The 17,371-nt window shown below is 58.8% G+C and carries 23 protein-coding genes and 1 pseudogene; 19 read left to right on the forward strand and 5 right to left on the reverse strand.

Features of this window, described 5'->3' with window-relative positions:
• Positions 1 to 6 precede the first annotated feature (6 nt).
• The gene (locus FHW68_RS06620) at positions 7 to 534 is read left to right on the forward strand and encodes a DUF3087 domain-containing protein (protein WP_183679468.1); all 528 of its coding nucleotides are present in this window, start codon (positions 7 to 9) and stop codon (positions 532 to 534) included.
• Between the two features lie 148 nt (positions 535 to 682).
• Positions 683 to 2,260, forward strand: coding sequence for a sensor domain-containing diguanylate cyclase (locus tag FHW68_RS06625; protein WP_183679470.1), 1,578 nt, complete (start codon positions 683 to 685; stop codon positions 2,258 to 2,260).
• 15 nt (positions 2,261 to 2,275) lie between these two features.
• Here the strand turns inward: FHW68_RS06625 and FHW68_RS06630 are convergent, their stop codons facing one another.
• The gene (locus FHW68_RS06630) at positions 2,276 to 2,662 is read right to left on the reverse strand and encodes a DUF2784 domain-containing protein (RefSeq protein WP_095630736.1); all 387 of its coding nucleotides are present in this window, start codon (positions 2,660 to 2,662) and stop codon (positions 2,276 to 2,278) included.
• Positions 2,663 to 2,829: 167 nt separating this feature from the next.
• On the opposite strand from FHW68_RS06630, the gene FHW68_RS06635 reads away from it, so the two are divergent.
• From FHW68_RS06635 to FHW68_RS06645, 4 genes and pseudogenes are all read left to right on the forward strand, one after another.
• A complete protein-coding gene (locus FHW68_RS06635) occupies positions 2,830 to 2,988 on the forward strand; it encodes a hypothetical protein (RefSeq protein WP_183679472.1) in 159 nt (52 codons plus the stop codon).
• A 139-nt stretch (positions 2,989 to 3,127) separates the two neighbouring features.
• Positions 3,128 to 3,219 (forward strand): annotated as a pseudogene (locus tag FHW68_RS27485) (hypothetical protein); the annotation flags it as partial.
• A 137-nt stretch (positions 3,220 to 3,356) separates the two neighbouring features.
• Positions 3,357 to 4,256 (forward strand): polysaccharide deacetylase family protein, encoded by a 900-nt coding sequence (locus FHW68_RS06640; protein WP_183679474.1) that lies wholly within the window; start codon positions 3,357 to 3,359, stop codon positions 4,254 to 4,256.
• Between the two features lie 250 nt (positions 4,257 to 4,506).
• Positions 4,507 to 4,758 carry a DUF1652 domain-containing protein gene (locus FHW68_RS06645; protein ID WP_183679476.1) on the forward strand — a complete coding sequence of 84 codons (252 nt, stop codon included), beginning with the start codon at positions 4,507 to 4,509 and terminating at the stop codon, positions 4,756 to 4,758.
• 29 nt (positions 4,759 to 4,787) lie between these two features.
• Here the strand turns inward: FHW68_RS06645 and FHW68_RS06650 are convergent, their stop codons facing one another.
• Positions 4,788 to 5,684: a LysR family transcriptional regulator gene (locus tag FHW68_RS06650; RefSeq protein WP_095632597.1), complete on the reverse strand. Its 897-nt coding sequence runs from the start codon at positions 5,682 to 5,684 to the stop codon at positions 4,788 to 4,790.
• Between the two features lie 146 nt (positions 5,685 to 5,830).
• On the opposite strand from FHW68_RS06650, the gene FHW68_RS06655 reads away from it, so the two are divergent.
• The 8 genes from FHW68_RS06655 (at position 5,831) to FHW68_RS06690 (ending at position 13,477) form a co-directional block, all read left to right on the forward strand.
• Positions 5,831 to 6,991: a muconate cycloisomerase family protein gene (locus FHW68_RS06655; protein WP_168185089.1), complete on the forward strand. Its 1,161-nt coding sequence runs from the start codon at positions 5,831 to 5,833 to the stop codon at positions 6,989 to 6,991.
• 10 nt (positions 6,992 to 7,001) lie between these two features.
• Positions 7,002 to 7,292 carry a muconolactone Delta-isomerase gene (gene catC / locus FHW68_RS06660; protein ID WP_095632598.1) on the forward strand — a complete coding sequence of 97 codons (291 nt, stop codon included), beginning with the start codon at positions 7,002 to 7,004 and terminating at the stop codon, positions 7,290 to 7,292.
• 55 nt (positions 7,293 to 7,347) lie between these two features.
• Positions 7,348 to 8,277, forward strand: a complete 930-nt coding sequence (gene catA, locus FHW68_RS06665; protein WP_183679478.1) for a catechol 1,2-dioxygenase — start codon at positions 7,348 to 7,350, stop codon at positions 8,275 to 8,277.
• Positions 8,278 to 8,396: 119 nt separating this feature from the next.
• The gene (locus tag FHW68_RS06670) at positions 8,397 to 9,356 is read left to right on the forward strand and encodes an AraC family transcriptional regulator (protein WP_311655051.1); all 960 of its coding nucleotides are present in this window, start codon (positions 8,397 to 8,399) and stop codon (positions 9,354 to 9,356) included.
• A gap of 297 nt (positions 9,357 to 9,653) precedes the next feature.
• A complete protein-coding gene (gene benA, locus FHW68_RS06675) occupies positions 9,654 to 11,018 on the forward strand; it encodes a benzoate 1,2-dioxygenase large subunit (protein ID WP_095632601.1) in 1,365 nt (454 codons plus the stop codon).
• Positions 11,015 to 11,503, forward strand: a complete 489-nt coding sequence (benB, locus tag FHW68_RS06680; RefSeq protein WP_095632602.1) for a benzoate 1,2-dioxygenase small subunit — start codon at positions 11,015 to 11,017, stop codon at positions 11,501 to 11,503. The genes benA and benB overlap by 4 nt, the downstream gene beginning before the upstream one ends.
• A gap of 10 nt (positions 11,504 to 11,513) precedes the next feature.
• Entirely contained in the window at positions 11,514 to 12,527 is a 1,014-nt protein-coding gene (benC, locus tag FHW68_RS06685) for a benzoate 1,2-dioxygenase electron transfer component BenC (protein WP_183679480.1), read from the forward strand.
• Positions 12,528 to 12,703: 176 nt separating this feature from the next.
• Entirely contained in the window at positions 12,704 to 13,477 is a 774-nt protein-coding gene (locus tag FHW68_RS06690) for a 1,6-dihydroxycyclohexa-2,4-diene-1-carboxylate dehydrogenase (RefSeq protein ID WP_095632604.1), read from the forward strand.
• 38 nt (positions 13,478 to 13,515) lie between these two features.
• Here FHW68_RS06690 and FHW68_RS06695 read toward each other — a convergent pair whose 3' ends face one another.
• Positions 13,516 to 13,878 (reverse strand): NUDIX hydrolase, encoded by a 363-nt coding sequence (locus FHW68_RS06695; protein WP_183679482.1) that lies wholly within the window; start codon positions 13,876 to 13,878, stop codon positions 13,516 to 13,518.
• A gap of 220 nt (positions 13,879 to 14,098) precedes the next feature.
• On the opposite strand from FHW68_RS06695, the gene FHW68_RS06700 reads away from it, so the two are divergent.
• Complete coding sequence (locus tag FHW68_RS06700) at positions 14,099 to 14,302, forward strand: SPOR domain-containing protein (protein ID WP_095632606.1); 204 nt, start codon at positions 14,099 to 14,101, stop codon at positions 14,300 to 14,302.
• A gap of 49 nt (positions 14,303 to 14,351) precedes the next feature.
• On the opposite strand, the gene osmE is transcribed toward FHW68_RS06700, so the two are convergent.
• Together osmE and FHW68_RS06710 are read right to left on the reverse strand one after the other, a co-directional pair.
• A complete protein-coding gene (osmE, locus tag FHW68_RS06705; protein WP_095632607.1) occupies positions 14,352 to 14,714 on the reverse strand; it encodes an osmotically-inducible lipoprotein OsmE in 363 nt (120 codons plus the stop codon).
• Positions 14,715 to 14,725: 11 nt separating this feature from the next.
• Positions 14,726 to 14,965 carry a hypothetical protein gene (locus FHW68_RS06710; protein WP_095632608.1) on the reverse strand — a complete coding sequence of 80 codons (240 nt, stop codon included), beginning with the start codon at positions 14,963 to 14,965 and terminating at the stop codon, positions 14,726 to 14,728.
• Positions 14,966 to 15,056: 91 nt separating this feature from the next.
• Between FHW68_RS06710 and FHW68_RS06715 the strand changes: the two genes are divergently transcribed.
• The 4 genes from FHW68_RS06715 to FHW68_RS06730 all read left to right on the forward strand — a co-directional run bounded on the left by FHW68_RS06715 (position 15,057) and on the right by FHW68_RS06730 (position 17,348).
• Positions 15,057 to 16,283: an RtcB family protein gene (locus FHW68_RS06715; protein ID WP_183679484.1), complete on the forward strand. Its 1,227-nt coding sequence runs from the start codon at positions 15,057 to 15,059 to the stop codon at positions 16,281 to 16,283.
• 103 nt (positions 16,284 to 16,386) lie between these two features.
• Positions 16,387 to 16,623: a hypothetical protein gene (locus tag FHW68_RS06720; RefSeq protein WP_095632610.1), complete on the forward strand. Its 237-nt coding sequence runs from the start codon at positions 16,387 to 16,389 to the stop codon at positions 16,621 to 16,623.
• 74 nt (positions 16,624 to 16,697) lie between these two features.
• Entirely contained in the window at positions 16,698 to 17,033 is a 336-nt protein-coding gene (locus tag FHW68_RS06725) for a hypothetical protein (RefSeq protein WP_095632611.1), read from the forward strand.
• Positions 17,034 to 17,117: 84 nt separating this feature from the next.
• Positions 17,118 to 17,348 (forward strand): hypothetical protein, encoded by a 231-nt coding sequence (locus FHW68_RS06730; protein WP_095632612.1) that lies wholly within the window; start codon positions 17,118 to 17,120, stop codon positions 17,346 to 17,348.
• The last annotated feature ends 23 nt before the right edge of the window (positions 17,349 to 17,371 follow it).

The raw sequence follows: 17,371 nt of genomic DNA on the forward strand, positions 1-17,371 counted from the left end.
GTTGCGATGTTCGAAATCCAGCCCATGAATGCCCAAACCTACCGACGCCAGACGCGGCGCAGTACGATCATCATCGCCTTGATGTTCCTGGCGCTGGCGATGGTGTTGTCCACGGCGGCGGTGGTGTTGTTCGGTGAGCCGGGCGGCGACAATCTGCGTTTTAACGTGGGCGGGGTGTTTGCCGCATTGTTGCTGATGGTGGCACTGATGCGCGGCACGTTCTGGACTCAGGAATGGATGGCGTCAGCGGTCTATGGTTGGCAGCTCAAGCGCAGCCTGATGAGCATCACCAACGTCATGCACCTGGTCACGGCGGCCGTGGAGAAAGGCGATCCGAGCGCTATGAAGTTGCTGCGGTTTTATCATCTGGGCTTGAGCCAGATGCACGAGCTGGACGGCAACTCCAGCGACCATAGCCAACTGACCCGTGAAATGGACCAGCACAAGGCGCGGATGGAAGCGCTGGGTATCGAGACCGAACAGACACGATTGAATCCGGCCTGGCTTGAGGCGGTGAAACAGACGCAGAGGTAGCCTGCGATCGTTGGCGATGAGCATTTTCGTGCAAATCACCTATCGTATTCGTTGATGAATCATAGTGGTCCGAGCATCAGCCACGGCTGGCTGACGCTAAAAGGGCGAACGGGAAATTTCGCCATGTCATAAGGGATTAAGGAGCGTCATGGGGCATCCGTCCGTCAAAGATCGTATCGAAAGCACCCGGCTCGCCACGTCTTGGTTACCCGGGCAGGTTCAGTCGAAACTCAAGGTTCGATACGCAGTCTTCCTGCTCGTTGCGGTGTGCCTGTCCATGACGGCCATTGCGATCGGTGAAAGCTGGAACGCACGTCAGTATCATTTGCACGGCAGTGAAGTGGAAATGTCCAACCTGGCGCAAACGCTCGCCTCGCAGGCGCAAGCCTCGATCAAACAGGCCGATACACTGCTGTTTGCCGTGGTGGATCGCCTTGAAAACGATGGCATGGAACCGGAAAAAATTCCCAGACTGCAACGTTTGCTCCACGCCCAGCGCAGTGAACTGGCGCAGATTCATGGGCTGTTCGTTTTCGACGAAGAAGGACGCTGGATCGCCAACTCCAATAACGCGGTGCTGGCCAATGCCAATAACTCCGACCGTGAATATTTCATCTACCACCGTGATCATCCCGACCGAGGTCCTCATATCGGTCCATCGATAAGAAGTCGTTCGACCGGTGAGTGGGTCATGACCGTGTCACGCCGGATCAATCATGCCGATGGTCGGTTTGCCGGTGTGGTGGCAGCTTCGATCTATCTCAATCATTTCCTGGACCTGTACAACAGCATCGACATGGGCAGTAACGGTGTGATCAATCTGATCGCCGACGACGCCACCATTGTCGTTCGCCGACCGTTCAATGAAGCCGATATCGGCACCAATGTCGCCAAGGGGCCGCTGTTTACCCAGCTGTTGCCCAAGGGGAATTCCGGAACGGCCATCGTCAAATCCTACGTGGACGGGGTGGAGCGGGTGGTGGGGTTTCGGCGGGTCGAAGGTTATCCGCTCATCGTTTTTACCGCCCTGGACAAGGAAGAAGTCCTGGCCAGCTGGCGGCAGGAGTCACTACTCAGTGCCGGGATCGTCGCATTGCTGCTGGGGTTTTTGAGCCTTCTGGGCTATCGCCTGATTCGTGTCATGAAGCAGCAGAATACTATTCAGCACGATTTGCTGGAGGCTCAGGAGAAACTCCTTGAGGTCAACCACAGCCTCAAGTTGCTGGCTCTGGAGGATGCCCTGACCGGCCTTTCCAACCGGCGTCAATTCGACCTGTTCATCCTGGCGGAAATGGGCCGTGCCAGGCGTACCCACACCAGCCTTGGGTTGCTGATGATCGATGTCGATCATTTCAAGAGCTTCAATGATCACTACGGTCATTTGGCGGGCGATGAGTGTTTGCGCAAGATCAGCGCCATCATCACCGACAACATCCAGCGCCCCGGCGATCTTGCGGCTCGATTCGGTGGTGAGGAGTTTACGGTGGTGCTGCCCGGCACCGATTATGTGGGTGCCTTTCTGGTGGCGGAAAAGATCCGTCGCGCGGTTCAGCAAATCGACATCAAGCATAGCGGCAGCCCCGAAGGCCTCGTCACGGTCAGTCTGGGGGTTTGTGCCTACAACCAGACGGTGCAGAGCCAGCCTGAAGATTTGATCGGCGCCGCAGACAAAGCGCTGTATGTGGCCAAGGCCAGTGGCCGGAACATGAGTGTCATTGCCAACTGAACTCAAACAGAGCGGTTATTGCCCTGGATGAGTCGGATGTCGCAGCTTCCATAAGTGGATCAACCGCAGGTAGATCAGCACGTTGATCGCCAGCACCACGCTGCCCAATCCTAGCTGAATCGTGGGGGTCAGCCCGGCCGGATAAATAATCGGCCACACGTAATGTTCAATGAAACCGCCGCCATAGCCGGTTTGCCCGGCCGCGTGGCGCATAAGGTTTTCCCATTCGGTCAGGGGGCACGGCAGGTGGAAAACTTCCACGGTCACGCCCCACGCGGCGGCGGGCAGGTGCCACCAGGCCAAGTGGTGCCATTTGAGCACCAGCAACCCGCCGAACAGTACGAACAGAATGAACAACAAGTGAGACAGGACCAGCCCGTCGGCGGCAATTCGGTAAAGCATGTCGATTCCCTGATCTGAATCATTCCATGGTACTCGCGCCGGATGATCGCCAAAAGTGCGCAAGGTTGTGTCTTCTTTTTGCTGCGGTGGTGGCTCTGAATCGTCTCATCCGAAACTGTTCTACGCTTAAAAACAGATGACTGATCTTTTGAGCAACGGAGGTAGATATGGCCACGGAACCAACACGTCCAGACCCGGATGAGGACGTCGATGAACCGACTGAGGAGGAGCTGGAGCGCCAGAGACGTTCGACGCCGGACTGGAAGCATCCCGATGACGGTAAGGAACTGTCGGACCGCGACCAGGAGCGTCCGTTGAAGCCCTGACAGATCTTTAGTTTGGTTCAACTTCAAACATCGCAGCCTTCGGCAGCTCCTGCATTGAATGGCGCAGGAGCTGCCGAAGGCTGCGATCTTTTGATGTTGATTTTTATGGCATGGGGCGAGAGTGAGTCATTTGCGGTGTAAACACTTCCCGGCTGAAGCGCTGAACACTGGCGCGCTGAGTTGGGTTTTCTTGGCAATTCAGGATTTCGGGCCGCCAAACAGGCACCGGTCACGCACGGCGGAACCAAACACTGCGTCCCCTTATCCAACCTCGGCTCGCAGCGATCTGCGGGCCGGTCGAGGGATGAATGGGCGAGGGGTTTTTGCCATTACACGTGATGACCGCAAGGTCTGGTCCAAGGCAAAAGATGAAACAGTTGGTCAAGGTTTTCTCCGCATTCGCCATCGCAGTCGGCTTGCTGGGCTGCATTGCCGCGCCCATTGAAATGACGCCGCAGACGCAACAGAGTCTGCACGCACAAGCGCCGATCCGTTTTCTGCTGACCTTCGACGACGGGCCCAGCGCATCCGGCTTCTACAACCCGACCGTCACCGTGCTCGACAGCCTGGCGCGCAATCCGCTGCAACCCGACATTAAAGCTGTGTTTTTCGTGCAGACCCGTGACTCACGCGCTGGCGGCAGTGAAGCAGGTCGACAGATCATGCGTCGCGAACACGCCGAAGGTCACCTGCTGGGCTTTCACACCGGCACGCGCCGGCATACCAATCATCGTTCACTGGAGCCGGAAGAACTGGAGCAGTCGCTCATTGATGGCAGCGCAGACATCGCCGCGATCAGCCACGCCACGCCGACCTTGGTGCGCCCGCCATTCTGGAATTACGACAAGCGTACCTTTGCGGCCTATCAACGACATGGCATGCACCTATTGCTGACCGACCTGAGCGCCAATGACGGCAAGATCTGGGGCTTCAACGCCAGCCCCCGTCGGCGGGCCAACATGCTGCGGCAACTCTCCGAAGTCCGCGAACGCATTGCCCTTGGTGAGTTGCCGACGGTGGACGGGGTGATTCCGGTGGTGGTGACCTTTCACGACCTGAATCGCTACACCGCCCGGCATACCCGCGAATACCTGCAAATCCTGCTCGACAGTGCCAGCGCCACCGGGCTGGTCACGGCGCAGAAAGCGTTTTACGACGACACGGCAGCGCTGCAGCGAGCGGCCATGGCGCGGACCGTTCGTCACAGTTCAGAAGCGGTTAAGTTGCCAGGGTTCTGGAACTGGTTGTGGGGCGCAGACACCCACTGAGTGATGTCGGACGATTGATTGTGTAGCAGCTGCCGAGCCTGCGAGGCTGCGTTCGGCTGCGCAGCAGTCGTCAAACCAGAACTTGCGGTGTATCAGGCAAACCGCGTTAGCAGGATTCGCGACTGCTGCGCAGCCGAACGCAGCCTCGCAGGCTCGGCAGCTGCTACAGAACAGAACTCGCTGGCGCGTTGCGCAAGTTGAACTACGCTGAGTGGATCCAATCGGAAAACCGCCTCCGAGGGCGCTTGCCATGATTCCAGTTCCCCAGCTTTGCAGCATTGTGGAGTCCGGTTTCAAACCGCTGTCCTGCGAATGCACCGTGAATCGCGATGACACTTTGCGAATCAAGGTCTTCGATCACAACACGGGGCGGATTGAGCTGTTGATTACCGGCGTATCCCCCGACGAATTGACCAGCATCCGTGATATTTCCAACCTGATCGGCGAACTTCGCACCGAAATGCGTGCCGGGCGTCGCGCCTTCGCTGGTGTAATAGCCTAACCACGACTCCCAGTAGCAGCTGTCGGCTGCTACCGATCGCATCTGTCGCGCGGCAGCAGTTCATCGATCATCTGCAAACAGTGATTCAACCCCTGCGATACATCGCCCATGCGTCTGCTGAGGATAATCGGCGAGGTGGCGTTGTCTTCCAGCACCGGGGTAAAACCAATGTCGTCGCGGTGCAGTAACTGCACTGAGGCCGGCACCAGCGTCACCCCGATTCCCGCACCTACCAGGCCGATTGCTGTTTGCAGCTCATTGGTCCATTGCGCCACGTTGATGTGCACGCCATAGGATTCGAACAAGGCGATCACATGATCGGCATAACTGGGGCGAGGATTGCCGGGGTAGAGGACAAACGGTTCTTTTGCCAGTTCACGAAGGCTGATCGGCCCGGCCAGTAATGGATGGCCGGCGGGCAGGGCGGCGACCAGCCGGTCTTCCGTCAAAACCGTCTGGATGATCGCCGGGTCGTCGATGCGGATGCGCCCGAAGCCGATATCAATGCGCCCGGCCTTGAGCGCCTGCACTTGTTGCAAGGTGGTCATTTCCGAGAGCCCCAACTCCAGCGCCAAAGGCTCGCCGCTGCGCAATCGGCGAATCAGTTCCGGCAGCACGCCATACAGTGTCGATGGCGCAAAGCCGATGCCCAGCCAGGTCTTTTCGCCCAGCCCGATCCGCCGTGTGTTGTCGCACACCTTGCCCAGTTGTTCGAGCAAGGCGGTGGAATGCTCGTGGAAAAACCGCCCGGCATCCGTCAGCTTCAGCGGTCGCCCGCGTTCCAGCAGCAGCACCCCGAGTTCGTCTTCCAGCTGCTGGATCTGCCGGCTCAGCGGCGGTTGGGCGATGTGCAGCAGTTCGGCGGCGCGGGTGAAGTTGAGGGTTTGAGCCAACACCTGAAAATACCGCAGGTGACGCAGTTCCATGGGGCCTCCCGGACGTCGATCGGTTGAATGCCTTTAAGCTGTTAAATACCTTCAAGGTATCGAACCAGACCAATTCTATATTGGCCGCCCGGAAAAAGCCGTACGAGAATCCGTTCCAGAACTTCAAGAACCTGACGGGTATCGACATGCGTGCAACTGCCATTGAATCGATCGAGACGATCATCGTCGATCTGCCGACCATTCGCCCGCACAAGCTGGCGATGCACACGATGCAGAACCAGACACTGGTGATCATCCGTGTGCGCTGTGCCGACGGTGTTGAAGGGGTTGGTGAATCGACCACCATTGGCGGTCTGGCCTATGGCAACGAAAGCCCGGACAGCATCAAGACCAATATCGACAAACACTTCGCGCCCTTGCTGATCGGCCAGGACAGCGGCAATGTGAATGCCGCGATGTTGCGCCTGGAGCGCAGCATTCGGGGTAACACCTTCGCCAAATCGGGTATCGAAAGCGCTTTGCTCGACGCCCAAGGCAAGCGCCTCGGCCTGCCGGTCAGCGAACTGCTGGGGGGCCGTGTTCGCGATGCGCTGTCGGTGGCCTGGACCCTGGCCAGCGGCGACACCGCCAAGGACATTGCCGAAGCGGAGAAAATGCTCGACCTGCGCCGGCATCGGATCTTCAAGCTGAAAATCGGCGCTGGCGAGGTCAACCGCGACCTGTCGCACGTCATTGCAATCAAAAAGGCGCTGGGCGATCGCGCCAGCGTGCGGGTCGATGTCAATCAGGCCTGGGACGAAGCGGTCGCATTGCGCGCCTGCCGGATCCTGGGAGCCAACGGCATCGACCTGATCGAACAACCGATCTCGCGCCATAACCGCGCCGGCATGGTGCGCCTGAATACCGTGAGCCCGGCGCCGATCATGGCCGATGAGTCCATCGAATGCGTGGAGGATGCCTTCAACCTGGCGCGGGAGGGCGCGGCTTCGGTATTCGCCCTGAAAATCGCCAAGAACGGCGGCCCGCGTGCCGTGCTGCGAACCGCCGCGATTGCCGAGGCGGCCGGTATCGGCCTGTACGGCGGCACCATGCTCGAAGGCGGTATCGGCACGCTGGCCTCGGCCCATGCCTTCGTCACCCTGAACACACTGGGCTGGGACACTGAGTTGTTCGGCCCACTGCTGCTCACCGAAGACATTCTCAGCGAGCCATTGGTCTATCGCGATTTCCAACTGCACGTCCCGCACACCCCGGGGTTGGGCCTGAGCCTGGATGAAGAGCGCCTGGCGTTTTTCCGTCGGGACAAAGTCTCCAGGATCACATCCACTGCCGTTCATCAAGCCTGAGGAGGGCATCATGCTGTTTCACGTAAGAATGACTGTGAATTTACCGGTCGACATGAACCCGGAACGCGCCGCTCAGCTCAAGGCCGACGAAAAAGCCCTGGCCCAGCGCCTGCAAGAGCAAGGCAAGTGGCGTCACCTGTGGCGCATCGCCGGGCTCTATGCCAATTACAGCGTGTTCGATGTCGACAGCGTTCAGGAACTGCATGACCTGCTGATGCAATTGCCGCTGTACCCGTACATGGCGATCGAAGTCACCGCGATGTGCCGGCATCCTTCGTCCATTCGCGAGGATGACCGCTGAACCCGGCCTGTCCAGTTCGCTACGCTAATAATTACAAGATGAGGAACCCACCAAAATGAACGTCAAGATTTCCCACACTGCCAGTGCCCAGAAGTTTCTCGAGGATGCCAGCGGTCTGCATAACGAAGCCGGCAATCCGCGGGTCAAGGCGCTGATTTACCGCATCCTGCGCGATTCGGTGAACATCATCGAAGACCTGGCCGTGACCCCGGAAGAATTCTGGAAAGCCGTCAACTACCTCAATGTGCTGGGTGCGCGTCAAGAGGCCGGGTTGGTGGTGGCCGGGCTTGGTCTGGAGCATTACCTGGACCTGTTGATGGACGCCGAAGACGAGCAGGCCGGCAAGGCCGGCGGCACACCGCGGACTATCGAAGGGCCGCTGTATGTGGCCGGTGCGCCCCTATCGGAAGGCGAGGCGCGGCTGGATGACGGCGTCGATCCGGGTGTGGTGCTGTTCATGCAGGGGCAGGTGCGCAACACCGCCGGCGAACCGCTGGCCGGCGCGGTGGTGGATGTCTGGCACGCCAACACTGGCGGCACTTATTCCTATTTCGATACCACTCAATCGGAATTCAACCTGCGTCGTCGTATCGTCACCGATGCCGAGGGCCGTTACCGTTTTCGCAGTATCGTGCCGTCGGGCTATGGCTGCCCGCCGGACGGTCCGACCCAGCAATTGCTCGATCAACTGGGGCGTCATGGTCAGCGTCCGGCGCACATCCACTTCTTCATCTCCGCGCCGGATCATCGTCACCTGACCACCCAGATCAATCTCGACGGCGATCAATACCTGCATGACGATTTCGCCTACGCCACCCGCGATGAGCTGATTGCCAAGATCACTTTCAGCGATGATCCGCAGCGAGCGGCGGCTCATGGCGTGAGCGGGCGCTTTGCCGAAATCGATTTTGACTTCACCCTGCAGTCGTCTGCCCAGCCTGAGGAGCAGCAACGCCACGAACGGGTTCGCGCGCTCGAGGACTGATGCCCTCGACCAGCCGAACCGGGCCACGAGATAACCGACCGTTTATCTCGTGGCCTTCTGTGTTTCGGCCAGGGCACTAGAATGGCGGCGCAATCAACAATAACAACGAGAGTGATCCGATGATGCAAGCGCAATTGTTGAGTCATCGCAGCAGAGTCTTCGACCATGCCGACCCTTACGCGGTATCCGGCTACGTCAATCAGCACGTCGGCAATCATTGCCTGCGGATGCCTCGGGCTGGCCGGCCGCTGGCCAGCCTCGATCATCGCAAATTCGCCAGCCTCGACCTGTGTCGCATCAGTTACGGCGCCAGTGTGCGGGTCATGTCCCATGCGCTGGACAGCATCTATCACTTGCAAGTATTGCTGCGCGGCAACTGCCTGTGGCGTGGCCATGGTCAGGAACATTACTTTGCGCCTGGTGAGTTGCTGCTGATCAACCCCGATGATCCGGTGGACCTGACCTATTCCAGTGATTGCGAAAAATTCATCCTGAAAGTCCCGGCGCGGCTGCTGGAGTCGGTGTGCGAAGAGCAGCGCTGGCGGTATCCGGAGCAGGGCGTACGGTTTCTGGAAAATCATTATCAGCTCAATGAGCTGGAAGGTTTCGTCGGTCTGCTGGCGATGATTTGCCAGGAGGCCGAAGCCACCGAGCAGATTCCCCGGGTGCAGGAGCACTATGCGCAAATCATTGTCAGCAAGATGCTCGGCCTGATGAAGACCAACGTCATGCGCACCGACCCCGGCTCACCCTCGGCCACGTTCGAGGCGCTGGTCGATTACATCGCCTGCAACCTCAAGCAGGACATCGACAGCGAAGAACTGGCGCGCCAGGCGCGGATGAGCCTGCGTTCGCTGTATGGGTTGTTCGAACGCAACGCGGGGGACACGCCGAAAAACTACATCCGGCAGAAAAAGCTCGAACGTATTCACGCCAACCTGAGCGACCCGACCTGCAACGTGCGCAACGTCACGCAAGTGGCCATGGATTACGGCTTTCTGCACCTGGGCCGGTTCTCCGACAGCTACCGCAAACAGTTCGGCGAATTGCCTTCCGATACCCTCAAGCGCCGTCATTGAATAGGTTGCGATAAGTAACCTGTGGCGAGGGAGCTTGCTCCCGCTGGACTGCGCAGCAGTCCCATTCTTTGTTTGATCGTTCCCACGCTCCCGCGTGGGAATGCCTCAACGGACGCTCCGCGTCCGCTTTTGGGACGCAGAGCGTCCCTCGCTGCATTCCCACGCAGAGCGTGGGAACGATCGGGTCGCTTCACCCTCTGCACAAAACGGATACAGGTCTGCACCCGGCGGATAGTCCGTCCCATCCCCGCGTCCTAGCATGGCCCTGCCTGAATAAAAACAATGGAGGCGGCGGCCATGTCCCTGCGACCCGAATACCTTCACTCCCTGCTTGAAGAAGACCCTGAGCAGGGCATCTATCGCTGCAAGCGCGAGATGTTCACCGATCCGCGGCTGTTCGACCTCGAGATGGAACACATCTTCGAAGGCAACTGGCTGTACCTCGCACACGAAAGTCAGATACCCAACAATAACGATTTCTACACCACCACCATGGGGCGTCAGTCGATCTTCATCGCGCGCAACAAGGACGGTGAGTTGAACGCCTTTATCAACGCATGCAGCCACCGTGGCGCGATGCTCTGCCGGCACAAGACCGGCAACAAGAGTTCCTACACTTGCCCCTTCCACGGCTGGACCTTCAACAACTCCGGCAAGCTGCTCAAGGTCAAGGACCCGGCAGCGGCCGGCTACCCGGCGAGCTTCAATTGCGAAGGCTCCCACGACCTGACCAAAGTCGCGCGTTTCGAATCCTATCGCGGCTTCCTGTTCGGCAGCCTCAAGGCCGATGTCGTGCCGCTGGTCGAGCACCTGGGCGAGTCGGCGAAGATCATCGACATGATCGTCGATCAGTCCGCCGATGGCCTGGAAGTGCTGCGCGGTTCCTCCAGCTACATCTACGAAGGCAACTGGAAACTCACTGCCGAAAACGGTGCCGACGGTTATCACGTCAGCTCGGTGCACTGGAACTACGCGGCGACTCAGAACCAGCGCAAACAGCGCGAAGCCGGCGATTGCAACCCGACCATGAGCGCCGGCACCTGGGCCAAGCAGGGCGGTGGTTTCTATTCCTTCGACAAGGGCCACATGCTGCTCTGGACCCGTTGGTCCAACCCTGAGGACCGTCCGCTGTACGAGCGTCGTGACGAGTTGGCCCGGGATTTCGGCCAGGCTCGCGCCGACTGGATGATCGAGAACTCGCGCAACCTGTGCCTGTACCCGAATGTGTACCTGATGGACCAGTTCAGCTCGCAGATTCGCATCGCCCGACCGATCTCGGTCAACCGCACCGAAATCACCATTTACTGCATCGCCCCCAAAGGCGAAAGCGACCACGCCCGGTCCAGCCGGATTCGTCAATACGAGGATTTTTTCAACGTCAGCGGCATGGCGACGCCGGACGATCTGGAAGAGTTTCGCTCCTGCCAGACGGGTTACCAGGGCAGCGTCACCACGTGGAACGACATGTCCCGTGGCGCCGAACATTGGGTCGAAGGCGCTGATGACGCGGCCAAGGAAATCGACCTGCATCCGCTGCTCAGCGGCGTGCGTACCGAAGACGAAGGCCTGTTCGTGCTGCAACACAAGTATTGGCAGCAAACGATGCTCAAGGCGTTGGCCGCCGAGCAGTCCGGACTGATTGCCGTGGAGGCCGTGCAATGACCATCACCTATGACGCTGTGCGCGATTTTCTCTACCGCGAAGCGCGTTACCTCGACGACAAACAATGGGACGACTGGCTGGAGTTGTACGCGCCGGACGCCACCTTCTGGATGCCGTCCTGGGACGACAACGACGAGCTGACTGAAGACCCGCAGCGAGAAATCTCGCTGATCTGGTACGGCAATCGCACCGGCCTGGAAGACCGCATCTTCCGCATCAAGACCGAGCGTTCCAGTGCCAGCGTGCCGGACACCCGCACCTCGCACAACCTGAGCAATATCGAACTGATCGAACAGGCCGACGGGCTGTGCAAGGTGCGCTTCAACTGGCACACCCTGAGCTTTCGCTACAAGACCGTCGACAGCTATTTCGGCAGCAGTTTCTACACCCTCGATGTGCGCGGTGAAAACCCGTTGATCAAGGCCAAGAAAGTGATCCTGAAGAACGACTATGTTCGTCAGGTCATCGATGTCTACCACCTCTGAGGCGGCCGTCATGACTCATTCCATTGCATTCAATTTCGAAGACGGCGTCACCCGATTCATCGACGCCAACGCCGGCGAAACCGTGGCCGATGCCGCGTATCGCCAGGGCATCAATATTCCCCTGGACTGCCGCGATGGCGCCTGCGGCACCTGCAAATGCTTCGCCGAGGCTGGCCGCTACGACTTGGGCGAGGACTACATCGAAGACGCCCTCAGCGCCGACGAAGCACAGCAGGGTTTTGTCCTGACCTGTCAGATGCGCGCCCAGAGCGATTGTGTGGTGCGGGTGCCGGTTTCATCGGATGTCTGTCGCACCCGTCAGGCCAGTTACGACGCGACCATCAGCGCCGTGCGGCAGTTGTCCGACAGCACCATCGCGCTGTCGATCAAGGGCGAGGCCCTGAGCAAACTGGCATTTCTGCCGGGGCAGTATGTGAACCTGGGGGTTCCCGGCAGCGGGCAGACTCGCGCTTATTCATTCAGTTCGTTGCAGCGTGACGGCGAAGTCAGTTTTCTGATTCGCAACGTGCCCGGCGGTTTGATGAGCAGTTTCCTCACCGGCATGGCCAAGGCCGGCGACAGCATGAGCCTGGCCGGGCCATTGGGCAGCTTCTATCTGCGCGACATTCGTCGTCCATTGTTGCTGCTGGCGGGTGGCACTGGCTTGGCGCCGTTCACCGCGATGCTGGAAAAAATCGCCGAGCAGGGCAGCGAGCATCCACTGCATTTGATCTATGGCGTGACCAACGATTTCGACCTGGTGGAACTCGATCGACTCGAAGCCTTCGCCGCACGCATTGCGAACTTCAGCTTCAGTGCCTGCGTGGCCAATCCCGACAGCCGGCACCCGCTCAAGGGCTATGTGACCCAACACATCGAGCCACGGCATTTGAACGATGGCGACGTCGACGTCTACCTGTGCGGCCCGCCGCCGATGGTCGAGGCGGTCAGCCAGTTCATCCGCGAACAAGGCATTGCGCCGGCGAACTTCTACTACGAAAAATTTGCCGCCAGCGCGGCCTGAGCCGCTGGTGGGAGCGATGAAAATCCTGTGGGAGCGTGGCTTGCCCGCGAAGAATGCACTGCGGTTTTTCAGGCATTACGCGTCATCGTTCTTCGCGGGCAAGCCACGCTCCCACAGGTTCTGCGTTTTAACTGACCTGGTTCGAACCGGCCGGCATCCTTCATCACGAGGTACACATGAACAGATTCCACGAAAAAGTCGCGCTGATTACCGGTGCCGCCCAGGGCATCGGCCGGCGCGTGGCTGAACGCATGGCCGCGGAAGGCGCGCGACTGATTCTGGTCGACCGTTCCGATCTGGTGTTCGAGCTCCAGAAAGAACTGGGGCAGCGCAGTCAGGTGCTCGCACTGACTGCCGACCTTGAGCAATACAGCGAATGCCTGCGCGTGATGCGCACCGCTGTCGAACGTTTTGGTTGCCTCGATGTGCTGGTCAACAACGTGGGCGGCACGATCTGGGCCAAACCTTTCGAGCACTATGAAGAGGCGCAGATCGAAGCCGAAGTGCGCCGTTCGTTGTTTCCGACATTATGGTGTTGCCATGCCGCGCTGCCGTTCATGCTCGAACAAGGTAGCGGTGCCATCGTCAACGTTTCATCCATTGCTACCCGCAGCGTCAATCGCGTGCCGTACGGTGCGGCGAAGGGCGGGGTCAATGCGCTGACCGCCTGCCTGGCGTTCGAAACGGCCGGTCGTGGCGTGCGGGTCAACGCGACCGCCCCCGGCGGCACCGAGGCGCCACCGCGGCTGATCCCACGCAACACCGAGCAACAGAGCGCGCAGGAAAAGCTCTGGTATCAACAAATTGTCGACCAGACCCTCGACAGCAGTTTGATGAAGCGCTACGGCACGCTGGATGAGCAGGCCAGCGCTATCCTGTTTCTGGCCAGCGACGAAGCCTCCTACATCACCGGCATGGTCATGCCGGTCGGTGGGGGCGATCAAGGCTGACAGCTTGCAGTTGGCGTCGGGGCCTGAATACCTGCGACCTACAAGCGACGCCGAAACGCTTTGACGATTCTGAGCGCGGCGTCGCTGATTTTCAGATTGTGGACGGCCTCCAGCGGATACCAGATGCAGTCGAAGATTTCATTTTGTGGACGAGCCTCCGCCAGGTTTACGACCGATGCTTCGTAGACATGGTGCCGAGTGCTGGTTGTTTCCAGTTCCATGAGGTACAGCAGGCCGTCGACCCCCAGTCCTGTTTCTTCGTAAAGCTCTCGTATGGCCGCGCCCGCAGCGGTTTCGCCTGGTTCTACTTTTCCGCCGGGCAAGGTCCAGGGAGACTTTGGCTTGCGCACCAGGAGGATATGTCGATCCTGTTCGCAAATGACCGTGGCACGTACTTTCATGAGTTACCCGACTGCTGTTGTCATAAAACAGACATAAAAATGCAATATTCAGACCGAAGTCCGTTGAGGTGTCTGCTTTAAGGTTTTGAGTCGACAGGTTTGCTGAAAGTGCGATTGGAATGCCGGAATGCCGACGCGACGTCTGGTTGGTACTTCAGTGAAAGTCGGGTGTAAGGTAGTGGAGTCGATCCAGAACTATCACTGCCGAATGGAGATGACTATGAGCGTTCCGATGCTGAACAAAATGCACATGAACGGCTATGACGTACTCAGTGTGAACAACGGCCCCTGGCGGGTGTGCACCAAAGGTGACCGGCTTGGCGCTTTTGCAAGCAAAGAGGAAGCATTGGCCTACGCGGCTTCGCTTCCCGCCTACAGAGCCCGGTCGGGTAAAGCGTCACGCAGCCATAAATCAGACAAATAGAGCGTTGTAGCAGCTGCCGAGCTTGCGAGGCTGCTGCTACGCTCTGGCATCAATAGCCGCCGCCACCCATCCCGCCTGTGGAAGGGGAATATTCTCTGGCTTTTTGTTGGGCTCGACTCCATTGCGCACAGGTCATGAAGCTTTTGTGGTCGACCTTGCCCTGCTTGTCGAAACTGACAATGTACGGCTGCTGACGGCCATCCTGGATCAGCTTGTAATCAAAGCAGGTACCAGGTTCCACCGTGCGCTTGGTGATCGATAAAGGCTGGCCGCCAATCTGCTGGACTTGTTCCTTGCTCATGCCAGTTTCGACCTTGGCGACCAGCGGTTGGTCTCGATAAATATGTGATTCGGTGTTGCAGCCACCTGACGCCGCCAGCACGGCGATCAGCGCGCATAGACGCTTGTTCATGGCAGCGCTCTCTAGTGAGCTTTCGTTCGACTGATGGATTTGGCTTTTACTTCTTCAGCATAGCCCGCCAGTCGCTCTTCATCGCCATGGAACAACTCGCACAGCCTTATCGTTGCCTCGGCGTCCACGTCATTGCCGGCCAGGCGCAATTGCTCTGCGATACGCAAAAGCTCTACCGCCGACCACCTCAGGTCCGAGGCTATACCTTGCAAGTCGCGCCGAAGTTGCTGTTCCTCTTCGTTAAGCCACATGATGACCTCCTGCAATTCCCCGCTACGAAATAGTAGTCCTATTTACCTGTCTGGAGCGTTATGTTCGTCTGATCGCAAGAGAGTCGAAATCATGCAAAAACCTGTCTACCAATTGCTGGAAGTCGCCAACGGTAAACCCATCAAACTGTGGGCCGAGGGTGTGCCGGTCGAAAGCGAAGCCCGGCAGCAGTTGATCAATATCGCGAAGATGCCCTTCATCTTCAGGCACCTGGCGGTGATGCCGGACGTGCATCTGGGCAAAGGGTCCACTATCGGCAGCGTGATCCCCACCGTGGGCGCGATCATTCCGGCGGCGGTGGGGGTGGACATCGGCTGCGGCATGATTGCCGCGCGTACTTCACTCACCGCCGACGACTTGCCAGACAACCTGCACGGCCTGCGCAGTGCCATCGAAAAAGCCGTGCCTCATGGCCGCACGTTGAGCCGTGGCCGCCGCGATGAAGGCGCCTGGAACCACGTTCCACACCAGGCCGATCAAGCCTGGGCGGCGCTAAGCCCACGGTTCAAGGCGATCACCGACAAGTACCCCAAACTCGCCAGCACCAACAACCGTCAGCACCTGGGCACCCTCGGTACCGGCAATCATTTCATCGAAGTCTGCCTGGACGAAGCCAACCGCGTCTGGTTCATGTTGCACAGTGGTTCTCGCGGCGTTGGCAATGCCATCGGGACTCTGTTCATTCAATTGGCCCAAGCGGACATGCGCCAGCACATCGCCAATCTGCCGGACCGCGACCTGGCCTATTTCAAAGAGGGCAGCCGGCACTTCGATGACTACGTCGAAGCGGTGGGCTGGGCTCAGGACTTCGCTCGGCAGAATCGGGCCTTGATGATGCAGTCGGTGATTCAGGCCGCGCGGCAAGTGATCCGCAAACCCTTTGAGGTCGCGCTGGAGGCGGTGAACTGCCACCACAATTACGTGCAGAAAGAGCGGCACTTCGGCGAAGACGTGCTGGTCACCCGCAAGGGCGCGGTGTCGGCGAAGAAAGGCGAACTTGGGATCATTCCCGGCTCCATGGGCGCCAAAAGCTTCATCGTTCGAGGTCTTGGCAACGAGCAATCGTTCTGCTCCTGCAGCCACGGTGCTGGTCGGACCATGAGCCGCACCAAAGCCAAGAATACCTTCACCGTCGCGGACCAGATTCGCGCGACCGCTCATGTGGAGTGCCGCAAGGATGCGGCGGTCATCGATGAGATTCCGATGGCCTACAAAGACATCGATAAAGTCATGTACGCCCAGCGTGATCTGGTGGAAGTGCTGCACACTTTGCGACAAGTGGTCTGCGTGAAGGGATAGTGATGGAAGGTGGTTCCACTGGTCGGGAACATTAACGTGAGATGACAGCTCTGCTGTCGTATTGAGGTAGTGATTTATTCGCTGGGGCGAGGCTATCTCGAAAATGACGACTACCGATGATTTCAGACACCATGCACATGAGCTGATCGTTGACCTGGATGCGGCCACCACGGAAATGATGAAACTGATCTCGGCCCATCAGATGAGTGGTCCGGAATGGGAGCGGGTCATGAAATGGCAGCATGAAGCGTACGAGCGATGGATGGCCTACCTCAATGCAAGATCGTATCCCGATTCCGGCTCGGGAGCCGGGCAGGGGCAGGGCGAAGCTCCTTTATAGACTTCGTCGGCTGCTTGCTGGATGTCTGCGCAAGTACAGGCTACATTTCCCGCTTTTCAGGATAGGGAAGCGTTATGCGCAGGTTGGTAGCGGGAATAGCGGTGGCTCTGTTGGCGGGTTGTTCATTACCCGCATCCGTGGTGCCCGGCGAGCCCAATGTCAGCAAGTACAGCGAGAAGGCGCCCAAGGAATATGCCGCGTGTGTATTACCGTTATGGCGTCAGGACGTGCCAGGGGCGACGCAATCGCCGATTTCCAATGGCTACCGGATCACCGCGCCAAGCATTATCACGGCCGACGAAATTCTCGACATCGTGAAATCGAAGGATGGCAGCCGGGTTTCGCTTTACCAGGGGCCACCGTGGGCCAAGTCAGGGGCGCTGCGCCAGGCGGTCCGGGATTGTTTGTAACGCCCGCCGTTGCCGTATGTCGGAACTGAGGAACGGTCATGCCTGAATCAACTTCCAAGGGCTGACAGTCCTTGGAGTTTGGCCATGAATGATGATCGAAAAAAGGCAGCCCTCGATGCCTGGTACCGGCTCTTGAGAGAACCGGAGGCCGGGATGGATTGTGAAGAACACTACGACAAACTGCTGAAGGCGGCGGATGGAATCCAAGAGGCCGGGCTCATCAGCAACGCTCAATGGCGCGAGCTGGTGCGCGATGCACGGGAGGCTTTTTCCACTGCAATCGAGGGTGCCGGAAGCGGAACAGTCAGCAAATGACTTGAAAATAGTGTGGATATTTA

The sequence above is a fragment of the Pseudomonas sp. Tn43 genome, assembly GCF_014192635.1.
GTDB lineage: Bacteria > Pseudomonadota > Gammaproteobacteria > Pseudomonadales > Pseudomonadaceae > Aquipseudomonas.

Excerpts from the sequence above, each read along its gene's own strand:
- FHW68_RS06650 (WP_095632597.1), bottom strand. The coding sequence starts at position 5,684 with ATGGAACTGCGTCACCTGCGGTATTTTCAGGTGTTGGCTCAAACCCTC.
- benB (WP_095632602.1), top strand. The coding sequence starts at position 11,015 with ATGACCATCACCTATGACGCTGTGCGCGATTTTCTCTACCGCGAAGCG.
- FHW68_RS06645 (WP_183679476.1), top strand. The coding sequence starts at position 4,507 with ATGATTCCAGTTCCCCAGCTTTGCAGCATTGTGGAGTCCGGTTTCAAA.
- FHW68_RS06635 (WP_183679472.1), top strand. The coding sequence starts at position 2,830 with ATGGCCACGGAACCAACACGTCCAGACCCGGATGAGGACGTCGATGAA.
- benA (WP_095632601.1), top strand. The coding sequence starts at position 9,654 with ATGTCCCTGCGACCCGAATACCTTCACTCCCTGCTTGAAGAAGACCCT.
- catC (WP_095632598.1), top strand. The coding sequence starts at position 7,002 with ATGCTGTTTCACGTAAGAATGACTGTGAATTTACCGGTCGACATGAAC.
- FHW68_RS06690 (WP_095632604.1), top strand. The coding sequence starts at position 12,704 with ATGAACAGATTCCACGAAAAAGTCGCGCTGATTACCGGTGCCGCCCAG.
- FHW68_RS06695 (WP_183679482.1), bottom strand. The coding sequence starts at position 13,878 with ATGAAAGTACGTGCCACGGTCATTTGCGAACAGGATCGACATATCCTC.
- catA (WP_183679478.1), top strand. The coding sequence starts at position 7,348 with ATGAACGTCAAGATTTCCCACACTGCCAGTGCCCAGAAGTTTCTCGAG.
- FHW68_RS06700 (WP_095632606.1), top strand. The coding sequence starts at position 14,099 with ATGAGCGTTCCGATGCTGAACAAAATGCACATGAACGGCTATGACGTA.
- FHW68_RS06640 (WP_183679474.1), top strand. The coding sequence starts at position 3,357 with ATGAAACAGTTGGTCAAGGTTTTCTCCGCATTCGCCATCGCAGTCGGC.
- benC (WP_183679480.1), top strand. The coding sequence starts at position 11,514 with ATGACTCATTCCATTGCATTCAATTTCGAAGACGGCGTCACCCGATTC.
- osmE (WP_095632607.1), bottom strand. The coding sequence starts at position 14,714 with ATGAACAAGCGTCTATGCGCGCTGATCGCCGTGCTGGCGGCGTCAGGT.
- FHW68_RS06715 (WP_183679484.1), top strand. The coding sequence starts at position 15,057 with ATGCAAAAACCTGTCTACCAATTGCTGGAAGTCGCCAACGGTAAACCC.
- FHW68_RS06625 (WP_183679470.1), top strand. The coding sequence starts at position 683 with ATGGGGCATCCGTCCGTCAAAGATCGTATCGAAAGCACCCGGCTCGCC.
- FHW68_RS06710 (WP_095632608.1), bottom strand. The coding sequence starts at position 14,965 with ATGTGGCTTAACGAAGAGGAACAGCAACTTCGGCGCGACTTGCAAGGT.
- FHW68_RS06720 (WP_095632610.1), top strand. The coding sequence starts at position 16,387 with ATGACGACTACCGATGATTTCAGACACCATGCACATGAGCTGATCGTT.
- FHW68_RS06670 (WP_311655051.1), top strand. The coding sequence starts at position 8,397 with ATGATGCAAGCGCAATTGTTGAGTCATCGCAGCAGAGTCTTCGACCAT.
- FHW68_RS06730 (WP_095632612.1), top strand. The coding sequence starts at position 17,118 with ATGAATGATGATCGAAAAAAGGCAGCCCTCGATGCCTGGTACCGGCTC.
- FHW68_RS06620 (WP_183679468.1), top strand. The coding sequence starts at position 7 with ATGTTCGAAATCCAGCCCATGAATGCCCAAACCTACCGACGCCAGACG.
- FHW68_RS06725 (WP_095632611.1), top strand. The coding sequence starts at position 16,698 with ATGCGCAGGTTGGTAGCGGGAATAGCGGTGGCTCTGTTGGCGGGTTGT.
- FHW68_RS06655 (WP_168185089.1), top strand. The coding sequence starts at position 5,831 with ATGCGTGCAACTGCCATTGAATCGATCGAGACGATCATCGTCGATCTG.
- FHW68_RS06630 (WP_095630736.1), bottom strand. The coding sequence starts at position 2,662 with ATGCTTTACCGAATTGCCGCCGACGGGCTGGTCCTGTCTCACTTGTTG.